Below are 22,528 nucleotides of genomic sequence, written 5' to 3' on the forward strand. Positions count from 1 at the left end.
GGGCCGCTTGCTCCTACATCGCTCCTCATGAATCGAACCCCGGCCGACCGTCCGGACCACCCGAGCGCGACCGACCGCTTCAACGAGGACGCAGCGACCTTCACCGTCTCCGGGGGCGGGGAGGCGCCGGACCTCGAGGCGGGCGTCGCCGCCATCCGCAACGTCGTGAAGACCCTGCCGGTCCGCCCTGGCGTCTATCGCATGCAGGACAGCCGCGGCGAGGTGCTTTACGTCGGCAAGGCGCGGGCGCTGAAGAACCGGGTCACCAACTACACGCAGGTGTCGCGCCTGTCGAAGCGGCTGCAGCGGATGGTCGCGCAGACGCGCTCGATGACCATCGTCACCACCCACACCGAAGCCGAGGCGCTGCTCCTGGAAGCGCAGCTGATCAAGCGCTTCCGCCCGCCCTACAATGTCCTTCTGCGCGACGACAAAAGCTTCCCCTTCATCCTGCTGCGGGAGGACCATGCCTATCCGCGGGTCCAGAAGCATCGTGGCGCGCGCCGGGCCAAGGGGCAGTATTTCGGACCCTTCGCAAGCGCCGGTTCAGTCACTCGCACACTTAACGCGCTTCAGAAGCTCTTCCTGCTAAGGTCCTGCAGTGATGGCTTTTTCAACAACCGCTCGCGACCCTGCCTGCTCTACCAGATCCGCCGCTGCTCGGGGCCCTGCGTCGGCCGCATCGAGCCCGATGCCTATGCCGAGCTGGTCGAGGATGCGAAGAACTTCCTCGCCGGAAAGTCGACCGGTGTGCAGGGGCGGCTCAGCAAGCAGATGGCCGAGGCGGCCGAACGCCAGGACTATGAGCTCGCCGCCGTCTACCGCGACCGCCTCCGCGCCCTGACTTACATCCAGGGCACGCAGACCGTCCATGCCGAGGGGCTGGGCGATGCCGACATCTTCGCGCTCGCCGCCAAGGGCGGGTCGATGTGCATCCAGGCCTTCTTCATCCGCGGCGGGCAGAACTGGGGCCACCGCGCCTTCTTCCCGTCGCACACCGCCGACGTGCCGGAGGAGGAGGTGCTGAGTTCCTTCCTTATCCAGTTCTACGAGGACATGCCGCCACCCCGCCGGATCCTCGTCGACCGCGACGTGGCCGAGACCGAGCTGGTCGCCGAGGCCCTGTCCGAGAAGGCGGGGCGCAAGGTGCTGATCGAACGGCCCCAGCGCGGCGACCGCAGGAAGCTGATCGAGCAGGCCAGCCGCAACGCCGTCGAGGCGCTCGACCGCCACCACGCCGAGAGCACGACCCAGACAAAGCTGCTGCGCGAACTCGCCGATGCTTTCGAGCTGCCCGACATGCCCAAGCGCATCGAAGTCTATGACAACAGCCACATCATGGGCACCGCCGCGACCGGCGCGATGATCGTCGCCGGCCCGCAGGGCTTCGCCAAGAACAGCTACCGCAAGTTCAACATCAAGAAGGCCGCCACCGACGACGATTTCGCGATGATGAAGGAAGTGCTGGAGCGCCGCTTCAACCGGCTCGAGAAGGACGATCCCGACCGCTCCAGCGGCGAATGGCCCGACCTCATCCTCATCGACGGCGGGCGCGGGCAGTTGAACGCCGTGCTGGAGATCATGGAGGATGCCGGAGTTCATGACGTTCCGGTCGTCGGCGTCGCCAAGGGCCCGCATCATGGCCGCGAGGGCAGGGAGGTGTTCCACCTGCCGAACGGCCGCGAGCTGACCTTCCCGGTCAACGCGCCCCTGCTCTTCTACCTTCAGCGCCTGCGCGACGAGGCGCACCGCTTCGCCATCGGTACCCACCGGGCGAAGCGGGCGAAGAACCTCACCACGTCGACCCTCGACGAAGTTCCCGGCATCGGTCCCACCCGCAAGCGCGCCTTGCTCATGCACTTCGGCACCGCCCGCGCGGTCAAGGGCGCGGCGCTCGAGGACCTCGAGAAGGCGCCCGGCATCAGCAGGGCGACGGCCCGGCAGGTCTACGATTATTTCCATCCGGGTGGCTGAGGATGCGGCTCACCACCTCGGCCATCATCCTCTCCCTCCGCATCCACGGCGAGACCGGCGCGGTGGTGCGCATGCTGACGCCCGTCCACGGCCTGGTTGCCGCCTATGTTCGCGGCGCGCGGGGACGGCGAATGCGGCCGGTGCTGCTCGCTGGCAATGTGGTCGAGGCCCGGCTCGCCGCCCGGACCGAGGCCCAGCTTCCACAAGCCGAGGTCGAGCTCACCCGCAGTCGCGCGCCGCTGATGACCGAGCCGCTGCCCGCCGCCGGCATTCTCTGGGCCACCACGCTCGTCGCCGAGGTGCTGCCCGAGCGGTCGCCCTATCCGGCGCTCTACCAGGGGCTGGACGGACTGCTCGACGCCATTGCCGCAGCGCCGTCGGCCAAGGGCTGGGGTCCGGCTCTCCTCGCCTTTGAACTCCTGCTCCTCGCCGAACTCGGCTTTGGCCTCGACCACAGCATGGAACGAACGGCAATGGAGGACTGGCCCGCCGGGCTCGACCTCACCGGTCGCCGGATCCGGCGCGATCTTCTCCAGCGGCCGGGTGACCCGGCCTGGGATGCGCGTGAGCGGTTGACCGGCCGCTTGCGCCGGGCCGTCGGGCTGGTAGCGTGAGCCGATGAGCTCCGTCCTCGCCACCCTCTTTCCATTCGAGGCGACCACCGACGATCTGACGGTGCGGGTGGCGGTGAGCTTCCTTGCCGAACAGTCGGCGCCGGCCAACGGCCGATGGTTCTGGTCCTACCATATCCGCATCGAGAATCATGGGGTTCGAAGCGTGCAGCTGCTCGCTCGCGCCTGGACCATCACCGACGGTCGCGGCGCCGTTCATGAGGTGAGAGGAGAGGGCGTGGTCGGCGAGATGCCGCTGATCGCCCCCGGTGCCTCGTACGACTACGTCAGCGGCTGCCCGCTTCCGACCGCCACCGGCAGCATGAGCGGCAGCTACCGCATGATCGACGAGAATGGCGCCAGTTTCGAGATCGCCGTCCCGACCTTTCCGCTGGTCGGGCCGGTCTGACTTATCTCCGAAGCCGATCAATACTTCATTTTCGGCTAACCGCGTGCGCCGCAAGGTGAGGGCATGTCCGATCCCAAGCTCACCGACGAAGCCGGGCGACTCCTGGCGCTTCATCGCTACTGCGCGCTCGACAGCATGCACGAACCCAATTTCGACACGATCACCGGCCTCGTCCGGGATCTGCTCGGGGTGCCGATTTGCGCCATTTCGCTGATCGACAGCGACGAGCAGCGGTTCAAGTCGATCCAGGGTCTCGACGTCGAGAGCACCAGCCGCGAGGTCGCCTTCTGCGATCACACCATCCGCGGGCGCGAGCCGCTCGTCGTCCCTGATGCCCACGACGACGAGCGTTTCGCCAACAATCCGCTGGTAACCGGCGACCTGTCGATCCGCGCCTATGCCGGAGCGCCGCTGCAGACGCCCGACGGCTTCAATCTCGGCGCACTCTGCGCCATTCACCGTCGGCGCCATGACTTCACCCCAGGCGACATCGCCCTGCTGGAGCGCTTCGCCAAGGTGGTCGTCGACCAGATGGAGCTGAGGAGCCTCGCCCACCGCGACTCGCTCACCGGCGCCCTGACCCGGCGCGCTTTCTTCGAAGGCGCCGAAGCTGCGCTCAAGCAATTGCTGGCGGAGAAGCGCTCGGCGACCGTGGCGGTACTCGACGTGGACCATTTCAAGGTGGTCAACGACACCCAAGGTCATCCGATCGGTGACAAGGTCCTGAAGGGCATCTCCCAGCTGATCGGCGCGCAACTCCGGTCCGCCGACCTGTTCGGCCGGCTTGGGGGAGAGGAGTTCGCCATCCTCTTCTACGCCACCACCAAGGCGGAGGCACTGCACTGCGCCGAACGCATTCGTCGTGCGATCGAGGATCGGGTCGACCCCGACTGTCCAAAGGTCACGGTCAGCATCGGCCTTGCTGCGGTGAACCAGGGCGAGCGGATCGATGCAGCGCTCGCCCAGGCCGATGCCGCTCTCTACGTCGCCAAGCGGGAAGGGCGGAACCGCTGCGTGTCGGCAGCCCCGGCCCTGAGCGCCGCCGCCTGACCCTTGCCTCGCGGCAGCGGCGACCCATGTCGCTGCCATGCAGCTCTTTACCATCGGCTATGAGGCGACCACGACGGGCGACTTTCTCGCCGCCTTGAAGCAGGCCGGGGTCGCGCAGGTGATCGACGTGCGCGCCCTGCCGCTCTCACGTCGGCCCGGCTTCTCCAAGACACCGCTCCCAATGCCCTGGCTGAGGAAGGGATCGGCTATGTGCACCTGAAGGCGCTCGGCACGCCCGCGTCCGGCCGTGAGGCGGCGCGAAAGGGCCGACTGGCGGAGCTGGAGCGCATCTACGCCGGGCAGCTCGAGCTTCCCGAAGCCATCGCCGCCGCCGCACAGCTCCGCCAACTGGTGGAGGAGCAGCCCTCCGCCCTGCTCTGCTACGAGCGGGAACCGGCGGGCTGCCACCGCTCCATGCTGATCCGCGAGGTGTTGCCCGACGTCGAGGTCAGGCATCTGTTCGCATGACGAGGCTCAGACGTCGGCGGGCTCGCTCGCCTTCGTTTCCGACACGATCAGCGCCTCGATGTCCGGGATCGGCCGCCCGCTCATCTCCTTGTTGATGGTGCAGACGACGCGCTTCTCGACTTCCTTGTGAAGCGCCTTGCGAAGGACTCCGAGCGCCTTGGGCGGTGCGACGATGCAAAGATGCTCGAAGTTACCCCTGAGCGCGCGGAGCCGCAGCTTTTCCGCCGCTTCCTTGACCCAGTTGTCCTCGTCCTGCTGCTTGAAGTCGGTTTCTTCCATCGAAGACCGGCCCGGGCCGACGCTGCTGTGCGATGTGCCGGGACCATCGGTCTTGAGGTCGCCGTCATGATTGGCGTCGTCGCGCTCCTCATGCGCCTCGGTGCGCAGGTCGATCTGACTTGCGTCACCCTGATTGCGGAAGAACAGCATCTTGCGGCCGTCGACCACCAGCACCAGCGCATTGTTCGGAATGGGCATTGAGGACTCCTCCTAGTCTATGGAGGAAGAACGGGCAGGGAAGGGGAGGGTTGCCTGCCGCTCCCCGCCCCATCCTACTCGCTGACGCCCGGATCGACCGGCTTGTCGAGCTCCTGCTCGCCGGTCGAGGCCCCGTCGTCGATCGCGGTCTCGCCGTCGGTCGACGTCTCGATCTCCGCCTCGTCCTCCTCGTCGATGCGGGCGACGGAGACGACATGTTCGCTGGAATCGACCCGGAAGATCATCACGCCCTGCGTGTTGCGCCCGGCGATTCGGATCGAACCCACGGTGGTGCGGATCATCTTGCCCTGGTCGGTCGCAAGCATGATCTGCTCGCCCGTCTTGACCGGGAAGCTCGCCACCACGCCGCCGTTGCGCTCGCTGGTGTCGATATTGGTGATGCCCTGGCCGCCGCGATTGGTCCGGCGATATTCGTAGGCGCTGGTGCGCTTGCCGAAGCCGTTCTCGGTGACGGTGAGGATGAACTGCTCCCGCTCGGTCATCTCGGCTATCCGCTCGGGCGGAAGCGTGCACTCCATGCCTTCGCGCTCACGCCACGGCGGGCAGCGCAGATAGGCCTCGCGCTCCTCCTGCGTGGTGCCGGCACGGCGCAGGATCGACATGGAGATGACCTGGTCGTCGCCGAGCAGGCGGACGCCCCGAACGCCGGTCGAGGAGCGCGACTGGAACTCGCGCACGTCGGTCGACATGAAGCGGATCGCCTTGCCGTTGCGCGTCGCGAGCAGGACGTCGTCCTCCTCGCTGAGCAGCGCGACGCCGATCAGCCGGTCGGTCTGGTCATCTTCCTCGCCCTCGTCGGCGACCCCGAACTTCATCGCGATCTTGCCGGCGGTCGGAATGTTCTTGAACGCATCCATGCTGTTGCGCCGCACCGTTCCGTGCGCCGTCGCGAACATCAGGTGGAGCGCGCCCCAGCTTTCCTCGTCCTCCGGAAGCGGAAGCACGGTGGTGATCACCTCGCCGGCCTGCAGGGGGAGGAGGTTGATCATCGGCCGCCCCTTGGCGGTCGGCCCGCCCTCGGGCAGCCGCCAGACCTTCATTCGATAGACCCGGCCAAGGTTGGAGAAGAACAGCACCGGATTGTGGGTCGAGGTCACGAACAGGTTGGTGACCGCATCCTCATCCTTGGTGGCGATGCCCGACCGGCCCTTGCCGCCGCGCTTCTGCTCGCGGAACACGGCCAGCGCCGTGCGCTTGATGTAGCCGGTCATGGTCACGGTCACGACCATGTCCTCGCGCTCGATCAGGTCCTCGTCGTCGATCCCGTCGAACGCCGCCGCAAGCTCGGTCTTGCGCGGAGAGGTGAACTCCCGGTCCACCTCGTCGAACTCGTCGCGCATCAACTGGTAGAGGCGCACCCGGTTGCCGAGGATCTCCAGCAGCTCGCCGATCGTCGCGGCAAGCTTCTCGAGATCGCTTCCGATTTCGTCGCGGCCGAGCGCGGTCAGCCGGTGGAGGCGAAGCTCGAGGATCGCCCGCACCTGCTCCTCGCTCAGGCGGTAGGTCGCGCCCGCCGCCTGCGGTTCGACCGCTTCGACCAGCATGATGTAGGGCCGGATCTCCGCCCCGTCCCAGTCGCGCGCAAGCAGCTTCTCGCGTGCCTCGGCGGGCGAGGCGGAGCCGCGGATCAGGCGCACCACCTCGTCGAGGTTGGTCACCGCGACCACCAGGCCGAGCAGGATGTGGGCCCGTTCCCGCGCCTTCAGCAGCTCGTATTTCGAGCGGCGGGTGATGACCTCCTCGCGGAACTTGACGAAGCTCTCGATGATGTCGCGCAGCGTCAGCGTCTCTGGACGGCCGTTGCGGATCGCCAGCATGTTGCACGGGAAGGACCCTTGCGCCGGCGTATGCCGCCACAGCTGGTTCAGCACCACATCCGGCGTGGCGTCGCGCTTCAGGTCGATGACGACCCGCACGCCCTCGCGGTTGGATTCGTCGCGGATGTCGGAAACACCCTCGATCCTTTTTTCCTTGGCCGCCTCGGCGATCTTCTCGACCAGCGCATTCTTGCCCTGCTGGTAGGGAATCTCGGTGAGGACGATCGACTTGCGGTCGTTGCGGCCTTCCTCGATCTTGTACTTCGACCGGACCACCACCGAACCGCGCCCCGTCGTGTAGGCGGAGCGGATTCCGGCCGTGCCGAGGATCATCGCACCGGTCGGGAAGTCCGGCCCCTTCACATGCTCCATCAGCTGCTCGGTCGTGACCGCGGGATCGTCGATATAGGCCCGGCACGCGGCGAGCACTTCACCCAGATTGTGGGGCGGAATGTTGGTCGCCATGCCGACCGCGATTCCGCCGGCGCCGTTGACCAGCAGATTGGGGAAGCGCGCCGGGAGCACCTGCGGCTCGCGCTCGGACGCGTCATAGTTGGGCTGGAAGTTGACCGTGTCCTTGTCGAGGTCGCCGAGCAGGAAGCCCGCCGCCTTGGCCAGCCGCGCTTCGGTGTAGCGCATCGCGGCCGGCGGATCGGGATCCATCGAGCCGAAATTGCCCTGGCCGTCGATCAGCGGCAGCCGCATCGACCAGTCCTGGGTCATCCGGGCCAGCGCGTCGTAGATGGCGGTATCGCCGTGCGGGTGATATTTACCGATCACGTCACCGACGATGCGGGCCGATTTGCGGTAGGGCCGGTTGTAGACGAAGCCGTTCTCGCTCGCCGAATAGAGGATCCGGCGGTGCACCGGCTTCAGCCCGTCGCGCACGTCCGGCAGCGCTCGGCTGACGATGACGCTCATCGCATAGTCGAGATAGCTGGTCTTCATCTCCTCGACGATGGAGATGGGCGCGATGACGTCGGTCGGAGGCGGGCTGCCCGCCGGGGCTTCAGTGGCCAATTGTCTACCTGCTTGTGTTTTTCACGGGGGCGGGACCGCCCGGTAGCTGGACTAGCAGCGCGCGCGTGTACGCGCGAGGGGTTTCGTGCGCCTGCCCTCGTCGCCTCGACGTCCGGGACCGCAGGAGGAGGAACGCGCCCTGGCCGTGGGCCCGGCCCGCGCCGGGGCGAAGTGTTGTCTCAGCCCTTCACGAACAACGGCCGCGCCGCCGTGCTTCCCTCTTCATCGAACGCCCAGCCGTCGCGGTCGAAGCGGGGAAGGGCGGCGAGCTCCTCGATCCGTTCCTCGCACAGCCAGCGCGCCAGCGTCCCGCGCGCCACCTTGGCGGTGAAGCTCTGGAACTGGAGGCCCTTGGCCGTCCGCACCCGGAAGTCCGGGCTGACCAGAGTCACGCCCTTCTTCTTCGGCAGGAAGGGCTGGACCACCGCGAAATATTCGTTGCTGGCGAGGTTCATCAGCACGCCCGAGCCGTCCGACTTCACATCGTCGAGCACGGCCCTGGCGACTTTCCGCCCCCAATGCTCGACCAGCTTGCCGCCGCTCGGGCTCCACGCGGTGCCCATCTCGAGGCGATAAGGCCGGATTCCGTCGAGCGGCCGCAGCACGCCATAAAGCCCGGACAGGATCCGCAGATGATCCTGCGCGTAACCGATGGTGTCCTCGTCGGCGCTCTTCACGTCGAACCCGCGATAGACGTCGCCGGCAAAGGCGCGGATCGCCGGCCTTTCCTCCGCCTTGCGGAAGGTGCGGAAGCGCGTGGCGTTGAGCTCGGCCAGATTGTCGCTGATGTGCATCAGTGCGGCGAGGTCGGCCGGCGCCAGCCTGGCCGCAGCGCGGGCGATGCTGGCCGCCTCGCGGGCAAAGCGCGGCAGGGTCGCCTCTTCCGGCACGGGAGAGGTGAAATCGAGGGTCTTGGCGGGCGAAAGCAGGATGATCACGGGGGCGGCGGCTAGCAAAGGGCTGGCCCTGCCGTCCATACCGCCCCCTAACCTGTTGATCCTGCGCGGTTCAAAGGAGGTTCAGCGGGAATCCGCTTGAGGCTGGCACGTAATCGACGCGCGGTCTAAAGGGCCGCGGGACATAATCGACGACCTTGAGGGAGTGATTGATGACGACCAAGGCCCGGGCACTGTTTGCCGCCTTCCTGTTCACCGCCGCCGTGCCGACCATGGCCGCCGCCCAGCAGAAGCCGGCCGCTCCCGCAGCGCCCAAGCTCCAGGTGTCCAAGGAGGCGGGTCCCGCCCTCCAGGCACTGGAAAAGGCGGTCAAGGAGAACAGGACCGCGGAAGTGCCGGCGCTCGCCGCGGCCGCGCTCGCGGTCGCCAAGACCAATGTCGATCGCTACTTCGCTTATCGCCTGCAACTGCCGGTGCTTGCCACCGGCGGTAATGAGCCGGCGCTCCTGACGGCGCTTGAAGGCACGATCGAATCGGGCGTTCCGACCGGCGATGACCTTGGCAATCTCGCGCTCAACGCCGCCAAGCTGAACTACAACAAGGGCGCGGCCGACACCGCCGCCCAGGCCAAGGCCGCTGCCCAGATCGAGCAGGCCGTCGTCGCCCTGCCGAACAGCGGCGATGCGCACTACATCCGCGGCCTCGTGCTCAACCGGCAGAAGAAGCCGGCCGAGGCGGTCGCCTCGCTGCAGAAGGCGCAGTCGATCTGGGCGGCGGCCGGCAAGCCGTTCGACCAGGGCATCGCCGACCAGTTGTTCGCCATCGCCTACAACGCCCGCCTGCCGGTCGCGCGCGAACTCGCCGTGGGGCAGGTCAAGGCCGCGCCCAATGCCAAGAACTGGCGCACCGCGATCAAGATCACCGAGCAGTTCAGCAACCTGCCGGCGGCCGACAAGATCGACCTGTTCCGCCTGCAGCGCGCGACCCAGAGCTTCGAAGGGGAGGGCGATTATTACCCCTATGTCGACGCGCTGCTCACCCGCGGCCTCCCGGGCGAGGCCCAGGCCGTGCTGAACGAGGCCTTCGCGGCCAACAAGCTCGACCGCAACAAGGCGGCCTGGAAGGAAATGCACAGCGCCGCCTCGGCGCGTGTCACAGCCGACAAGGCGAGCCTCGCCGCGGGTGAGAAGGCGGCGCTGTCTGCCGCGACCGCCCGTCCGGCGCTCGCGACCGGCGATGCCTTCATGAGCTACGGCGACTATGCCAAGGCCGCCGCACTCTATCGTGCCGCGCTCGGCAAGTCGGGTGTCGATGCGGACCTCGCCAACCTTCGCCTCGGCATCGCGCTCGCCCGCAGCGGCGACTCGGCCGGCGCCACCACGGCGCTCAACGCGGTCAAGGGCACCCGGGCCGGCATCGCCCAGATGTGGCTGCTCTACCTCCAGCGCCAGAGCTGAGCTGAACTGCGACCTCCCTGTCCCGCAAAGCCTGATGGGGAGGGGGACCGCTGCCGAAGGCAGTGGTGGAGGGGCCGACCGCTCGGCTGAAGGCCCCTCCGTCAGCGCTTCGCGCTGCCACCTCCCACTGCTTCGCACCGGGGAGATCGCAACATGATCTCTGGTTAACCGAACGGTAGGAGCTTCATCCTACATCCACCGCGGACGTTATTTTTCGCGTGGGAGTGGTGATGGCGACGGCCGGGTTGGAACAGGTCACCGAGGATGCGATTCGCACCGTGGCACGAAGCTGCGGCTCGCTGTCGATCGAATGCTCGGACGTCGCCGGTTACGTCAGCGACGTCTCGCAGCGCATCGGCGTCCATCTGAAGACGCTCGACGGGCTCGAGGAAGTCACCACCCGGCTGCTTGCCGACCAGGCCCGCGTGTCGGATTCGACCGACGAGGCGCGCCTCCTGTCCGAACAGGCCAAGGCCAAGCTGGATGCCGGCCGCGAAGCGATCGAGCAGACCATCGCCGGCTTCAAGGGTCTGACGGACCTCGTCGTCCAGCTCGGCGAGCGCATGGCGACCTTCGCCACGGCCATGAACCAGGTGCAGAGCGTCTCCTCGACCATCGAGGCGATCGCCCGCAAGACCAATATGCTGGCCCTCAACGCCACCATCGAGGCCGCCCGCGCCGGTGACGCCGGCCGCAGCTTCGCGGTGGTCGCCGCCGAGGTGAAGAAGCTCGCGCACGATACCCGCGCGGCGACCAGCCAGATCGGCCTCACCATCAGCGAACTGACCCGCGAGGCGGGGGCCGTCACCACCGAGATCAAGACCGGTGTCGACCGCAGCCGCGCCGCCCAGAAGGGCTTCGGCCAGATCAGCGAAACCGTTCGCGAAGTGAGCGAGATCGTCGGCATGGTCGATCGCCAGACCGAGGGCATCGCCCATTCGACCAGCCTGATCCAGTCGAGCGTCGACCGGGTGAAGGCGAGTCTCACCGATTTCGCCGAGGATGCGCGCGAGAATGGCGGCGCCCTGGTCGAGGCGCAGCAGCGCCTCTCCAAGCTCGAGATGCTTTCGGCGACCATGCTCGATACGCTCGCCAACTCAGGCGCCGAAATCGACGACACGCCGATGATCATCCTTGCCCAGGATGCGATGCGCGCCATCGCCGAAGCGGTGGAGAAGGGCATCACGCGCGGCGAGATCGCCATGGACGACGTGTTCGACCGTACCTACACGCCCATTCCCGGCCGCAACCCGGTCCAGTACGACAACCGCTTCTGCGACTTCGCGGACGAGCATGTCCGGCCGATCCTCGACCGCTTCAAGCTCAAGGACGCGCGGATCCTCGGCAGCGCCATCACCAATGTGGACGGCTTCCTGCCGACCCACCTTAGCGAGCGCTGCCAGGCGCCGGGGCCCGACCCGGTGTGGAACGACGCTCACTGCCGCAATCGTCGCATCTTCATGGACGAACAGACCCGCGCCGCCATCGAGAGCGACAAGCCGGCCACCTTGATGACCTACCGGATGGAACTTGGCGACCGCGCCTTCCCGGTGAAAAACGTCTTCGTGCCGCTGTTCGTCAACGGCAAGCGCTGGGGCAATTTCGAACTGGCCTACCGCGAGGAGTAAGCCCGGACGGCGGAAGGCTAGCCCTTCCGCCGGCTCATGAACGCCAGCCGCTCGAACAGCATCACGTCCTGCTCGTTCTTGAGCAGCGCCCCGTGCAGCGGCGGGATGGCCTTGGTCGGATCGCGGTTCTGCAGCACGTCCAGCGGCATGTCCTCGTGGAGCAGCAACTTCAGCCAGTCGAGCAGCTCGCTGGTCGACGGCTTTTTCTTGATTCCGGGCACTTCGCGCACGTCGAAGAACAGGTCGAGCGCCTTGCCGAGCAGGATCTTCTGGATGCCCGGAAAATGCACCTCGACGATCCGCTCCATCACCGCCCGATCGGGGAAGGCGATGTAGTGGAAGAAGCAGCGGCGAAGGAAGGCGTCGGGCAGTTCCTTCTCGTTGTTGGAGGTGATGACCACCACGGGTCGCTCGGCCGCCTTCACCGTCTCGCCCGTCTCGTAGACGTGGAACTCCATCCGATCGAGCTCCTGGAGGAGGTCGTTCGGGAACTCGATGTCGGCCTTGTCGATCTCGTCGATCAGCAGCACCGGTAGCCTGGGAGAGGTAAAGGCCTCCCACAGCTTGCCTTTGCGGATGTAGTTGGCGATCTCGTGCACACGCGGATCGCCGAGCTGGCCGTCGCGCAGCCGCGCCACCGCATCATATTCGTAAAGGCCCTGGATCGCCCGGGTGGTCGACTTGACGTGCCACTCGATCAGTGGCGCATCCAGCGCCCGCGCGATCTCGTGGGCGAGCACCGTCTTGCCCGTGCCCGGTTCGCCCTTGACGAGCAATGGGCGCCGGAGCGTAACGGCGGCGTTGACCGCAACCTTGAGGTCGTCGGTCGCGACATAGTCGGAGGTTCCTTCGAAGCGCATGGCCTGCGCCTAGCAGGCCGAACCTGACCTTAGTAGTCCTCGCGCGCCTCGCTGCGGGCTTCGAGCAGGTCGAACATCGCCCGGTGCTGGAGCAGAAGCTGCTCGGCGCCGAAGCGGATCGCCCGCTCGGCAGCGACAGAGATGGCGGTATCCTCCAGCACGATTGCAACCGACATCTCGTCCGGCAGCGCGCAGGGCGGAACGTCGATCCCGACCCGGGCTGCGGCGCGGTCGAGCAGGGGGCGAAGCGCAAGCCAGTCGGCGACGAGCGCCGTCGCCGCGCCGACCGCGCAACCGCTGCGCTCGGATCGGGCCAGCGTCTCCAGCGCGTGGCGCTGGGCGAGCAGGGCAGCTTCCGTCTCGGCCGCTCCAGGCGTGCTCGGGATCGGTCCGGCGGCGGAGGTCAGCCGGACGAGGTAGAGCCGCTCGCGCTCGAAGGCGTTGGCAGCATTCTCCAGCCACTTGCGCAACGGAGCGACGGTCGCGCTGGTCAGCGCCAGCTCGAGCATGCTCGGCTGGCGCCCGTAGATGGCACACAGCAGGTGGACGAAATCGTCGAGGTCGCGGGCACGATAGGGCGGAAGGGTGCCGGCAAGGTCGGCGGCATGGGCGTGAGTCGCGCTGCCGGCCGCACCGAGCCGCGCGGCATGGGCCTCGGCCACGGCCGAGCCATTCTGCCGTGCCACTCCCGATTGCACCATCCCCGTTCCTTTCTTCGCCAGCTGGCACTTCAACCGGCTTCATTACGGAGCAAGCTATACCAACCGGCGTAAAGACAGGGTTAGCGCGGCCTTAAGGAAACATTGGGAGACGCTATTGGTGAACTTGGGTTATGACGTTCATCCTGGCGCAAGCTTCTGCAACCTAGCTCGGACGCGGGCCAAGTGACTGAAGTTGTTTTGCTTTCGGACAGTAGGCAAGCTTCTGGAGGGGTATCGACGATGCGGCGATTGCGGGCGGTGGCGGCGCTTGGTGTCTTGAGCGTCAGCCTGTCAGGCTGCGTGCAGACGCGGCAGATTGCCGATCTCCAGTTCACCCCGCCGCAGGGCGACTACAAGTTGCTGGTCATGCGTCCCGATGTCAGCGTCGGATCGGTCAAGGCGGGTGGCCTCACCGAGCAGCGTGCCGACTGGACCGAGGCGGCGCGCACCAACCTCATCGCCGCGCTTCGCGCCCAGCAGGGCAATCGCGGCGGACGGACGACGATCCTCGAACGGCGCGATTCGCTGCCGGGCGTGCCCGCCGATACCGTCGCCGAGCTCGAGCGGCTCCACAATGCGGTCGGTAGTTCGATCGCTCTTCACAAGTTCCTGGGCGCCGACCTGCCGACCAAGCGCGGTCGCGGTCTCGATTACACGCTCGGGTCCGACGCCGTCCGCCTCGGCCAGGCGACCGGCTATGATTACGCGCTCTTTCTGCATGCGGAGGACAGCTTCGCCGACAGTGGCCGGGTGGCCATGCAGGTGCTCGGCATCGCGGGTTGTTTCGTTGGCTTCTGCGCGCCCAACATCGGTGGCGGCGGGCAGAGCGCCTATGCCAGCCTCGTCGATCTGCGCACCGGCGAGGTCGTCTGGTTCAACGTCCTCCAGGCCGGCACGCAGGTCGCCGGGATCAAGATGGGCGACATCCGCAAGCCCGAAGGCGCGGCTCAGCTGGTCGACCGCCTGCTTGGCCGCATGAAGCCCGGCCTCGACGTCCGCCGCGCCCAGGCGAAGGTGGAGAAGAAGTGATGAGCCTCGTCACGCGTCGCGCCATGCTTGCCGGAGCCGGTGCCGCCCTCGTCGCCGGTCCTGCCGCCGCCCGCATCAGCCCGACCAGCCTCAAGCCCTTGATCGGCCCCGGCTACCGGCCGGTCGACACGGACGAAAAGGGTTTGTGGCAGCAGATGGAGCGGGTCGAGGAGGAGGTCGCCGGCTCCAACCTCCTCATCCGCGATCCGGCGCTCAACGCCTATCTGCAGGGCCTGATCGGAAAGGTCGGCGGCCCGGCCGCCAAGGACATGCGCATCTATCTCGCGCGCGTACCCGAATTCAACGCGATGATGTTCCCGACGGGCTTCACCGTCTTCTTCTCCGGCCTCCTCTTGCGCATGCGTGACGAGGCGCAGCTGGCGGGAGTCATCGCGCACGAGAGCAGCCACTTCCTGCTCAAGCACCAGATCCGTTCCTGGCGCGACATGAAGCGCAAGACCAACATCTTCGCCGGTCTCGCCATGGCCGCGGGGCTGGCGGGCGGCGCTACCGGCACCTACACCGGCGACCTCGTCCGCCTGGCCGAGCTCGGCACCATGCTGACCCTGTTCCGCTACTCGCGCCAGCTCGAGGCGGAATCGGACGCGCTCGGCCTCAGGCTGATCGCAGAAGCCGGCTATTCGCCGCTGTCCATGTCGGAAACCTGGGACCAGCTCATCACCGAGCTCGAATGGTCCGCGCGGGAGCGCGACAAGCGCGTCGACCGCGGCTTCAGCCTGTTCGCCACCCATCCCGCCCCGCGCGAGCGCCTCAAGGACCTCAAGGCCTCGGCCGAGGAGTTCACGCTTGCCAGCCGCACCTACGAGCGCGGCCGCGAGCGCTACCTGGCCGCCATGTCGTCGCTCCGTCCGACCCTGTTCGACGACCAGGTCAAGCTCAACGATCCTGGCGCCAGCACCTATATCGTCGACACGCTCGCCAAGGACGGTTGGAACGGGCAATTGCTCTTCACCCGCGGCGAGATCGACCGCCTCCGCAATCATCCCGAACGGCAGAAGCTCGCCGCCGTGTGGTACGAGCGAGCGGTGGCCTATCCGGATGCGCCCGCCGATGCCTGGCGCTGGCACGGCGTCATGCTGATGAAGCAGGGCCGTAGCCAGGAAGGCCGCACCGCGCTGCAGCGCTATCTCGCCATGGCACCGAACGCGCCCGATGCGCCGTTCGTTCGCCAGATGATCGTGGGCTGAGGAAGGTGGCCATGAACCGTTTGAAGTCGCTGTCCGCCGCCCTGACGCTGGGGCTCGGCCTCTCCGCCTGCGCCTCGACCGGCGGAGGCGGCTTTGGCAGCCCCTACAGCCTCGTTCGCGCCGGCCAGGTCATCAACGTCGGTAACGGCTCGATGAGCGTCACCGCACCGCGCGAATGGAACCGCACCGAGCGCAGCGCCTTCTCCGACGTGCGCTGGGTCGAGGACTGGACCTTGAACGGGCCCTATCTCGACCAGGTCAGCTTCATCGCCGGCCTGCCCAACGACAAGCGCATCATCCGCCAAGAATATAAGGCGGACCGTCAGGTCCCCAAGTTCCGCTCGGACATGACTGCGCCGGAAGTCGCCGCGTTGCTCGAAACCCTCTTCCGGGTGGAGGGCGGAGCGATTGAATTCCGCACCCTCGGACTCGCGCCGCGCCCCTTCCTCGGCACCAACGGCTTCCAATTCGACTATGAGCATCTCGATGGCGACGAGGTATGGCGCAAGGGCAGGGCAGTCGGCGCGGTGATCGAGGGCCGGCTCTACCTCGTCATGCTCGACGCTGCCCGCGCCCACTATTATGCGCAGGTGCTGCCGGACTTCGAAGCGATGACGCGGAGCGCGGTGCGGCGTCGCTGACCATGAGGGCGCTTCGATCGCGAAACATAGTCGCAGCGCCCGCCGTTGGAGCGGCGTGACAAAGTTCGAGAACCTTCCCGACATCGAGGCGCCGGCGCCGATCGAGGAACTGGACACCGCCGTCGCTGACGCGCTTCTTCCCATCGCCGGCAAGGCGGCGGTGCAGGGGCTCGGCACCGTCAGCGATTTCAGCGACCAGGAGCCGCTCTACGCTGCTTCGGCGGCGGTGCTCGGAACGGCGGCGTTGATGCGTCATGGCCCGACCTGGCGAGCCGGAACCCGGATGCTCGCTTCGCACCTCCTCGCGACCGCACTGCGCGGCGTCGTCAAGCAGATGGTCGACCGTACCCGCCCCGACGCTGCCGCCGAACGCGGCGAATATGTCCTGCGCAAGGGGCGACGCCAGGACAGCGATTACAACAGCTTCCCCTCCGGCCATACCGCCGGTGCACTGGCCTTCGCCATGGCCGTCGGTCGCGACTATCCCGCCGCGCGCATTCCCGCCCTGACCCTCGCCAGTGCCGCCAGCCTCGCCCAGGTGGTTCGCTCCAGGCATTACGTCAGCGACGTGGTCGCGGGCGCGGTGATCGGGCTTGCCGCAGAGGCGCTGGTCGACGCGCTGGTCAGCGTAGCGGCGCGCGACTGAGGTCGTCGGCCAGGCGAAGGCCGGAACCTCGGAAAGTCGCGCGCAGCACCTCCCGTTCGTCCGAGCCTGTGCCGGAACGAACGCAGGGTCATGCCGACTGGCGAGATGGTCTAGCCGACCGGCGAGATCGGCGTCGTCGGAGTCTCCGTACCAGGCGCGCTCGGGCTGGGCACGTCGATCGGCGCTTGCGCCGGCGGCGCTTCCTGCGGGGCAGGGGTGGGCTGGCCCGGCTGGCTCGGCTGGGCGGGTTCGGCCGGCTGCGCCGGGTCGTTCGGGACGGGCTCGAAGCCCGGGGCGTCGTCGGGGAAGGGGGGAAGCTGCTGCATGAACGGGAAACGCCCGGTCCTCCCCACAAGTTGCGTGGCTTGCCCCGCCCCCACAGGCTGCTATAGGGCCGCGCTCAAACGCTCGCGCGGGCGTGGCGGAATTGGTAGACGCGCTGGATTTAGGTTCCAGTATCGCAAGATGTGGGGGTTCGAGTCCCTTCGCCCGCACCAACCTCCGCTAAGCCGGAACGAGCTGAACCTTTTTAACGATAAGCCGGGATTTCCTGCCACCATGCAACATGTCGAGATCGAGAACGAAGGCCTGAAGCGGGCCTACCAGCTGACCTTCACGGCAGCCGAGATCGATGCCCGCATCGCGGACGAGGTGAAGCGGATCGCCCCGCAGGTGCGCATGCCCGGCTTCCGACCCGGCAAGGTGCCGGCCAATCTCATCCGCAAGATGCACGGCGAGGCGCTCCACCAGGATGCGCTGCAGACGACCATCCAGCAGGGTGTGCAGGATCTGCTCGGCAAGCAGCAGTTGCGCCCGGCGATGCAGCCGGCGATCGAGCTCAAGGAAGGCTATGAACCCGGCAAGGACGCCGAGGTCACCGTCCGCCTCGAGACTCTGCCGCAGGTTCCGACCCCGCAGATCGACGGCCTGAAGCTCGAGCGCCTCGTGGTCGAGGCCGACGAGGCCGCCGTCGACGCGCAGGTCGAGCAGTTCGCCAGGAACAGCAAGCGCTTCGAGGATGCCCCCGAGGGCAAGGTCGCAGAGAGCGGTGACCAGGTCGTGATCGATTTCGTCGGCAAGACCGCCGATGGCGTCGCCTTCGAGGGCGGCACCGGCACCGACATGGCCGTCGAGATCGGCTCGGGTACGCTCATCCCCGGCTTCGAGGACCAGCTGGTCGGCGCCAAGGTCGGCGAGGAGCGCACGCTCAACGTCACCTTCCCGGACGACTATCCGGCCGACAACCTCAAGGGCCAGCCCGCCACTTTCGACATCGTCGTCAAGGAAGTGAAGGTCGCCGGCGAGACCAAGATCGACGACGACTTCGCCAAGACCCTCGGCCTCCAGAGCCTCGACCAGCTCAAGGGCATCCTGCGCGATCAGCAGAGCCAGGAACTGAACGGTCTGACCCGCACCCACATGAAGCGTCGCCTGCTCGACCAGCTGGCAGCCTCGCACGACTTCGACGTGCCGCCGTCGATGGTCGATGCCGAGTTCGCCAACATCATGGCCCAGCTCGAGCATGAGGCAAGCCACGAGGCCGATCCGGAAGCCGCCAAGGCCGAGATCGAGAAGGACAAGGACGATTATCGCAAGATCGCCGAGCGCCGCGTCCGCCTCGGCCTGCTTCTGAGCGAAATTGGCCAGGCCAACGGCATCGAGGTCAGTCAGCAGGAGATGAACCGCCTGATCGCCCAGGCCGCGCAGCAGTATCAGCCGAAGGACCGCGACCGGTTCATCCAGTATGTCCAGCAGGAGCCGATGGCCGCCGCCCAGCTGCGCGCCCCGCTTTATGAGGACAAGGTGGTCGACTTCCTCTTCACCAAGGCGGAAGTCACCGAACGCACCACCACCCGCGAGGAGATCGAAGCCGATCTCGAAGCGGAGGAAGGCCATGTCCACGGTCCGGGCTGCGGCCACGACCACGACCACGGCCACGACGCCGCTCCTGCGCCCGCTAAGGCCAAGAAGGGCAAGAAGGCTGCCGCGACCGAGGAGGCTCCGGCCGCCGAAGCCGCCGCCACTGCCGACGAGGTGAAGCCGGCGAAGAAGGCCAAGGCCGCCAAGCCCGCCAAGGGCGCCGTCGAAGCCGAGGCGGCCGAGCCTACCCCGGCCGAGCCGGTCAAGGACGGCGCCGGCGCCAAGGCTCCGAAGAAGTCGAAGAAGGCTTCGGCCTGACTCGGTCGTCGTCACCCCGGGCTTGACCTAGGGTCCCGCTTCTTCATCTTGGGTGAGCAAGCGGGATCCCGGCTGGGTGGCTGGGATGACGTCTGGGGGAATCGAGATGACGGCGAACCAGCCACGCATCGCCGTGCTGCTGCCCTGCTACAATGAGGAAGCCGCGATCGCGCAGACGGTCGCCGGCTTCCGCGCCGCGCTCCCCGGCGCCATCGTCTACGTCTATGACAACAACAGCCGCGACCGCACCGCCGAGGTGGCGCGGGCCGCCGGCGCCGTCGTCCGCACCGAGCGGCAGCAGGGCAAGGGCAATGTCGTCCGCCGCATGTTCGCCGACGTCGAGGCCGAGGTCTATGTCATGGCCGACGGCGACCTCACCTATGACCCCAGGGCCGCTCCGGCGATGGTCGATCTGCTCCTGACCGAGCAGCTCGACATGGTCGTCGGCACCCGCCAGCACGAGGCCAAGGAGGCCTATCGCGGTGGTCACGTGCTCGGCAACCGCCTGTTCACCGGCCTGCTCTCCAGCCTGTTCGGCCGCAGCTTCACCGACGTCTTCTCCGGCTACCGTGTCTTTTCGCGCCGCTTCGTGAAGAGCTTTCCCGTCCTCTCCGCGGGCTTCGAGATCGAGACGGAGATGAGCGTTCATGCGCTCGAACTGCGCATGCCGGTCGGCGAAGTCGCGACCGCTTATGGTGCTCGGCCCGAAGGGTCGGCGTCCAAGCTCTCCACCTACCGCGACGGCTGGCGCATCCTGAAAGCCATGCTCAACCTGTTCCGGGTCGAGCGGCCGTGGCTCTTCTTCGGCTCGATCGGCGGCCTGCTGCTGGTCGCCGCGATCCTGCTCTCCATCCCGCTCGTCCTCACCTACGTCGACACCGGCCTGGTGCCGCGATTCCCGACCGCCATCCTCGTCACCGGCATGGTGATCGTCGCCGTCCTCTCCTTCCTTGCCGGCCTGATTCTCGACACCGTCACCCACGGCCGCCGCGAGATCCGTCGTCTCGCCTATCTCGCGCTGCCGGCGCCGGGCGCGCACGTCTGATGGCAGCGCCGCCCTTCCGGCGGCTGGTGGTCAAGCTCGGCTCGGCGCTGGTGACGAGCGGGGAGGGGACGGACACGGCTTTCCTCGCCGGCATCGCCGAAGACGTTGCGGCGCTCCGCCGGGACGGCACCGAGATCATCCTGGTCAGCTCCGGCGCCGTTGCCCTCGGCCGAAGCCTGCTTGCCCTCCCGCGCTCCGCCCGGCTCGACAGCAAGCAGGCCGCCGCCGCCGCCGGTCAGCCCCTCCTGATGCAGGCCTGGGGCCGGGCCTTGGCACCGCATGGCCTGGTGGCCGCTCAGCTGCTCCTCACCGCCCACGACAGCGAGGACCGCCGCGCCTTCCTCAACGCCCGGGCAACCATCGCCGCCTTGCTCAAGGCGGGGGCGGTGCCGGTGATCAACGAGAATGACTCGACCGCCACCGCCGAGCTGCGGGTCGGCGACAACGACCGCCTGTCCGCCCGCGTCGCCCAGCTCGCCGGCGCCGACCTCCTCATCCTCCTCAGTGACATCGACGGCCTCTACACCGCCGATCCTAGCCGCGATCCGGAGGCAAGCCACATCCCGCACGTCGCGGCGCTCACTCCCGACATCATGGCGCTGGCCGGCGATGCGTTGACCGAAGGCCTCGGAACCGGCGGCATGCGCACCAAGCTCGAAGCCGCCCGAATTGCCGCCGCCGCGGGCTGCACGACCCTCATTGGCAGCGGGGCAGGGGAGCGCCCGCTCGCCCGCCTCCTCTCCGGCGAGGCCCGCAGCACCCGCATCGCCGCCGAGGGTTCGCCGGCGCGCGCCTACAAGGCGTGGATCGCCGGCACGCTCGGCCCCGTCGGAGCCGTCCGGATCGACTCCGGGGCTGCTGCAGCCCTCAGGCGTGGAAGCAGCCTGCTCCCTGCCGGGGTCACCGCCATCGACGGCCGCTTTGCCCGCGGCGATTGCGTGAGGATCGTGGACGAGAATGGCATCGAGCAGGCGAGGGGTCTCAGCCGCTACGATGCGGAGGAGGCCGCCCGGATGATCGGCGCGAAAGGAGCCGACATCGAGGCGCGGCTCGGCTATTCGCGTGGCGACGCCCTCATCCACCGCGACGACATGGTGCTGCGATGACCCTTGAGACCGAGATGCTGGCGCTTGGACAGGCCGCAAGGGTGGGGGCCGAGGCCCTCCGCAATGCCTCCGCCGACCAGCGCACGGCCGCCATTCGCGCCATGGCGAGGAGCCTCCGCGCCGATGCGCCCGCCATTCTCGCCGCCAACGAGGCAGAGCTGAAAGCCGCGACGAAGCACCACGACCGGCTGATGCTCGACCCCGAGCGGGTCGAGGCCATCGCCGCCGGCCTCGACGCCGTCGCCGGCCTGCCCGACCCGCTCGGCGCCGAGATCGCCCGCTGGCAGCGCCCGAACGGCCTCGACATCGCGCGCGTGCGCACGCCCATCGGCGTGATCGGCATGATCTACGAGGCGCGGCCCAACGTCACCGCCGACGCCGCCGCCATCTGCGTCCGCTCGGGCAATGCTGTCATCCTCCGCCCCGGCTCGGACTGCTTCGCCAGCAGCCGCGCGATCCACGCCGCCCTTGCACAAGGGCTTGAAGCCGCCGGCCTCCCCGCAAGCGCCGTCCAGATCGTTCCCACCAGCGACCGCGCCGCCGTCGGTGCGCTGCTCTCCGGCCTCGACGGCACGCTCGACCTCGTCATCCCCCGCGGCGGGCGCAGCCTCGTCGAACGCGTCCAGGCGGAGGCCCGCGTCCCCGTGCTCGGCCACCTCGAGGGCGTCTGCCACACTTACGTCCACGCCGCCGCCGACCCCGCCATGGCCGCGGCCATCGTCCGCAACGCCAAGCTCCGCCGGACCTCCATCTGCGGCGCGACCGAGACCCTGCTCGTCGACCGCGCGGCCCTGTCTATGCTCCCCGCCATCGCCGAAGCCCTCGACGGCTGCGAGCTGCGCGGGGATGCCGAGGCCGCCGCCATCGTGCCGATGCTGCCCGCGCATGAGGAAGACTGGCGCACTGAATATCTCGCACCGATTCTCAGCATCCGCACCGTAAGCGACTGGAAGGAAGCGGCTTCCCACATCGCCCGCTTCGGCACCGGCCATACCGAGGCGATCGTCACGGAGGATCCCGCCACCGCCGAAGCCTTCCTTGCCGCCGTCGACAGCGCGATCGTCCTGTGGAACGCCTCGACCCAGTTCGCCGACGGCGGGGAATTCGGCTTCGGCGCCGAGATCGGCATCGCCACGGGCAAGCTCCACGCCCGCGGCCCGGTCGGCCCCGAGCAGCTCACCAGCTTCAAATATGTCGTCCGGGGGCAAGGGCAGGTCCGGCCTTGAACTTATCCGCGCACCCGCCGATGTAGTCGCAGCACACAACGACAGGACGAAAAGTTTCTC

The 22,528-nt window shown here is 67.7% G+C and carries 21 protein-coding genes, 1 tRNA gene and 1 pseudogene; 17 read left to right on the forward strand and 6 right to left on the reverse strand.

Annotation, left to right across the window (positions count from 1 at the left end; genetic code table 11):
* The first annotated feature begins 27 nt into the window (after window positions 1-27).
* The 6 genes and pseudogenes from uvrC to JOY29_RS02130 form a co-directional block, all read left to right on the forward strand.
* Entirely contained in the window at window positions 28-1,974 is a 1,947-nt protein-coding gene (gene uvrC, locus JOY29_RS02110; protein ID WP_300974556.1) for an excinuclease ABC subunit UvrC, read from the forward strand.
* A gap of 2 nt (window positions 1,975-1,976) precedes the next feature.
* Entirely contained in the window at window positions 1,977-2,588 is a 612-nt protein-coding gene (locus JOY29_RS02115) for a recombination protein O N-terminal domain-containing protein (RefSeq protein WP_300974557.1), read from the forward strand.
* A gap of 4 nt (window positions 2,589-2,592) precedes the next feature.
* The gene (apaG, locus tag JOY29_RS02120) at window positions 2,593-2,994 is read left to right on the forward strand and encodes a Co2+/Mg2+ efflux protein ApaG (protein ID WP_300974558.1); all 402 of its coding nucleotides are present in this window, start codon (window positions 2,593-2,595) and stop codon (window positions 2,992-2,994) included.
* 63 nt (window positions 2,995-3,057) lie between these two features.
* Complete coding sequence (locus JOY29_RS02125; RefSeq protein ID WP_300974559.1) at window positions 3,058-4,044, forward strand: sensor domain-containing diguanylate cyclase; 987 nt, start codon at window positions 3,058-3,060, stop codon at window positions 4,042-4,044.
* 37 nt (window positions 4,045-4,081) lie between these two features.
* Complete coding sequence (locus tag JOY29_RS14000) at window positions 4,082-4,264, forward strand: DUF488 family protein (RefSeq protein ID WP_367280025.1); 183 nt, start codon at window positions 4,082-4,084, stop codon at window positions 4,262-4,264.
* Window positions 4,184-4,512: pseudogene (locus JOY29_RS02130) on the forward strand (DUF488 family protein); the annotation flags it as partial. The gene JOY29_RS14000 and the pseudogene JOY29_RS02130, both read left to right, overlap by 81 nt.
* Before the next feature lie 6 nt (window positions 4,513-4,518).
* Here JOY29_RS02130 and JOY29_RS02135 read toward each other — a convergent pair.
* The 3 genes from JOY29_RS02135 to JOY29_RS02145 all read right to left on the reverse strand — a co-directional run bounded on the left by JOY29_RS02135 (window position 4,519) and on the right by JOY29_RS02145 (window position 8,785).
* Window positions 4,519-4,989 (reverse strand): host attachment family protein, encoded by a 471-nt coding sequence (locus tag JOY29_RS02135; protein WP_300974560.1) that lies wholly within the window; start codon window positions 4,987-4,989, stop codon window positions 4,519-4,521.
* 74 nt (window positions 4,990-5,063) lie between these two features.
* Complete coding sequence (gyrA, locus tag JOY29_RS02140; RefSeq protein ID WP_300974561.1) at window positions 5,064-7,847, reverse strand: DNA gyrase subunit A; 2,784 nt, start codon at window positions 7,845-7,847, stop codon at window positions 5,064-5,066.
* A gap of 179 nt (window positions 7,848-8,026) precedes the next feature.
* Window positions 8,027-8,785 carry a peroxide stress protein YaaA gene (locus JOY29_RS02145; RefSeq protein ID WP_300974562.1) on the reverse strand — a complete coding sequence of 253 codons (759 nt, stop codon included), beginning with the start codon at window positions 8,783-8,785 and terminating at the stop codon, window positions 8,027-8,029.
* A 170-nt stretch (window positions 8,786-8,955) separates the two neighbouring features.
* Here JOY29_RS02145 and JOY29_RS02150 point away from each other — a divergent pair, with 170 nt between their 5' ends.
* Both JOY29_RS02150 and JOY29_RS02155 read left to right on the forward strand, forming a co-directional pair.
* Window positions 8,956-10,200: a hypothetical protein gene (locus tag JOY29_RS02150; protein WP_300974563.1), complete on the forward strand. Its 1,245-nt coding sequence runs from the start codon at window positions 8,956-8,958 to the stop codon at window positions 10,198-10,200.
* A 230-nt stretch (window positions 10,201-10,430) separates the two neighbouring features.
* A complete protein-coding gene (locus JOY29_RS02155; RefSeq protein ID WP_300974564.1) occupies window positions 10,431-11,828 on the forward strand; it encodes a methyl-accepting chemotaxis protein in 1,398 nt (465 codons plus the stop codon).
* Between the two features lie 17 nt (window positions 11,829-11,845).
* Here the strand turns inward: JOY29_RS02155 and JOY29_RS02160 are convergent, their stop codons facing one another.
* A complete protein-coding gene (locus tag JOY29_RS02160) occupies window positions 11,846-12,688 on the reverse strand; it encodes a MoxR family ATPase (protein WP_300974565.1) in 843 nt (280 codons plus the stop codon).
* A 29-nt stretch (window positions 12,689-12,717) separates the two neighbouring features.
* Window positions 12,718-13,389 carry a hypothetical protein gene (locus JOY29_RS02165; RefSeq protein WP_300974566.1) on the reverse strand — a complete coding sequence of 224 codons (672 nt, stop codon included), beginning with the start codon at window positions 13,387-13,389 and terminating at the stop codon, window positions 12,718-12,720.
* Window positions 13,390-13,629: 240 nt separating this feature from the next.
* Here JOY29_RS02165 and JOY29_RS02170 point away from each other — a divergent pair, with 240 nt between their 5' ends.
* The 4 genes from JOY29_RS02170 to JOY29_RS02185 are packed head-to-tail and all read left to right on the forward strand — an operon-like array spanning window position 13,630 to window position 16,913.
* On the forward strand, window positions 13,630-14,418 hold the full coding sequence (locus JOY29_RS02170; RefSeq protein ID WP_300974567.1) for a hypothetical protein: 789 nt from the start codon (window positions 13,630-13,632) through the stop codon (window positions 14,416-14,418).
* Window positions 14,418-15,626, forward strand: a complete 1,209-nt coding sequence (locus tag JOY29_RS02175) for a M48 family metallopeptidase (protein WP_300974568.1) — start codon at window positions 14,418-14,420, stop codon at window positions 15,624-15,626. The genes JOY29_RS02170 and JOY29_RS02175 overlap by 1 nt, the downstream gene beginning before the upstream one ends.
* Before the next feature lie 11 nt (window positions 15,627-15,637).
* Complete coding sequence (locus tag JOY29_RS02180) at window positions 15,638-16,267, forward strand: hypothetical protein (protein ID WP_300974569.1); 630 nt, start codon at window positions 15,638-15,640, stop codon at window positions 16,265-16,267.
* A 55-nt stretch (window positions 16,268-16,322) separates the two neighbouring features.
* Entirely contained in the window at window positions 16,323-16,913 is a 591-nt protein-coding gene (locus tag JOY29_RS02185; protein ID WP_300974570.1) for a phosphatase PAP2 family protein, read from the forward strand.
* A gap of 110 nt (window positions 16,914-17,023) precedes the next feature.
* Here the strand turns inward: JOY29_RS02185 and JOY29_RS02190 are convergent, their stop codons facing one another.
* Complete coding sequence (locus JOY29_RS02190; RefSeq protein ID WP_300974571.1) at window positions 17,024-17,239, reverse strand: hypothetical protein; 216 nt, start codon at window positions 17,237-17,239, stop codon at window positions 17,024-17,026.
* Window positions 17,240-17,325: 86 nt separating this feature from the next.
* Here JOY29_RS02190 and JOY29_RS02195 point away from each other — a divergent pair.
* The 5 genes from JOY29_RS02195 to JOY29_RS02215 all read left to right on the forward strand — a co-directional run bounded on the left by JOY29_RS02195 (window position 17,326) and on the right by JOY29_RS02215 (window position 22,468).
* Window positions 17,326-17,410, forward strand: a tRNA-Leu gene (locus tag JOY29_RS02195).
* A gap of 61 nt (window positions 17,411-17,471) precedes the next feature.
* The gene (gene tig, locus JOY29_RS02200) at window positions 17,472-19,091 is read left to right on the forward strand and encodes a trigger factor (RefSeq protein ID WP_300974573.1); all 1,620 of its coding nucleotides are present in this window, start codon (window positions 17,472-17,474) and stop codon (window positions 19,089-19,091) included.
* A gap of 106 nt (window positions 19,092-19,197) precedes the next feature.
* Complete coding sequence (locus tag JOY29_RS02205) at window positions 19,198-20,136, forward strand: glycosyltransferase family 2 protein (protein WP_300974574.1); 939 nt, start codon at window positions 19,198-19,200, stop codon at window positions 20,134-20,136.
* Window positions 20,136-21,242, forward strand: a complete 1,107-nt coding sequence (proB, locus tag JOY29_RS02210; protein ID WP_300974575.1) for a glutamate 5-kinase — start codon at window positions 20,136-20,138, stop codon at window positions 21,240-21,242. The genes JOY29_RS02205 and proB overlap by 1 nt, the downstream gene beginning before the upstream one ends.
* Window positions 21,239-22,468: a glutamate-5-semialdehyde dehydrogenase gene (locus tag JOY29_RS02215; protein ID WP_300974576.1), complete on the forward strand. Its 1,230-nt coding sequence runs from the start codon at window positions 21,239-21,241 to the stop codon at window positions 22,466-22,468. Before proB ends, JOY29_RS02215 begins: the two co-directional genes overlap by 4 nt.
* The last annotated feature ends 60 nt before the right edge of the window (window positions 22,469-22,528 follow it).

The organism is Sphingomonas sp. LHG3406-1, assembly GCF_029637485.1.
GTDB lineage: Bacteria > Pseudomonadota > Alphaproteobacteria > Sphingomonadales > Sphingomonadaceae > Sphingomicrobium.

Bases quoted from the DNA above. Each gene is read 5' to 3' on its own strand.
- uvrC (WP_300974556.1), top strand. From the start codon at position 28: ATGAATCGAACCCCGGCCGACCGTCCGGACCACCCGAGCGCGACCGAC.
- JOY29_RS02115 (WP_300974557.1), top strand. From the start codon at position 1,977: ATGCGGCTCACCACCTCGGCCATCATCCTCTCCCTCCGCATCCACGGC.
- apaG (WP_300974558.1), top strand. From the start codon at position 2,593: ATGAGCTCCGTCCTCGCCACCCTCTTTCCATTCGAGGCGACCACCGAC.
- JOY29_RS02125 (WP_300974559.1), top strand. From the start codon at position 3,058: ATGTCCGATCCCAAGCTCACCGACGAAGCCGGGCGACTCCTGGCGCTT.
- JOY29_RS14000 (WP_367280025.1), top strand. From the start codon at position 4,082: ATGCAGCTCTTTACCATCGGCTATGAGGCGACCACGACGGGCGACTTT.
- JOY29_RS02135 (WP_300974560.1), bottom strand. From the start codon at position 4,989: ATGCCCATTCCGAACAATGCGCTGGTGCTGGTGGTCGACGGCCGCAAG.
- JOY29_RS02150 (WP_300974563.1), top strand. From the start codon at position 8,956: ATGACGACCAAGGCCCGGGCACTGTTTGCCGCCTTCCTGTTCACCGCC.
- JOY29_RS02155 (WP_300974564.1), top strand. From the start codon at position 10,431: ATGGCGACGGCCGGGTTGGAACAGGTCACCGAGGATGCGATTCGCACC.
- JOY29_RS02160 (WP_300974565.1), bottom strand. From the start codon at position 12,688: ATGCGCTTCGAAGGAACCTCCGACTATGTCGCGACCGACGACCTCAAG.
- JOY29_RS02165 (WP_300974566.1), bottom strand. From the start codon at position 13,389: ATGGTGCAATCGGGAGTGGCACGGCAGAATGGCTCGGCCGTGGCCGAG.
- JOY29_RS02170 (WP_300974567.1), top strand. From the start codon at position 13,630: ATGCGGCGATTGCGGGCGGTGGCGGCGCTTGGTGTCTTGAGCGTCAGC.
- JOY29_RS02175 (WP_300974568.1), top strand. From the start codon at position 14,418: ATGAGCCTCGTCACGCGTCGCGCCATGCTTGCCGGAGCCGGTGCCGCC.
- JOY29_RS02180 (WP_300974569.1), top strand. From the start codon at position 15,638: ATGAACCGTTTGAAGTCGCTGTCCGCCGCCCTGACGCTGGGGCTCGGC.
- JOY29_RS02190 (WP_300974571.1), bottom strand. From the start codon at position 17,239: ATGCAGCAGCTTCCCCCCTTCCCCGACGACGCCCCGGGCTTCGAGCCC.
- tig (WP_300974573.1), top strand. From the start codon at position 17,472: ATGCAACATGTCGAGATCGAGAACGAAGGCCTGAAGCGGGCCTACCAG.
- JOY29_RS02205 (WP_300974574.1), top strand. From the start codon at position 19,198: ATGACGGCGAACCAGCCACGCATCGCCGTGCTGCTGCCCTGCTACAAT.
- proB (WP_300974575.1), top strand. From the start codon at position 20,136: ATGGCAGCGCCGCCCTTCCGGCGGCTGGTGGTCAAGCTCGGCTCGGCG.
- JOY29_RS02215 (WP_300974576.1), top strand. From the start codon at position 21,239: ATGACCCTTGAGACCGAGATGCTGGCGCTTGGACAGGCCGCAAGGGTG.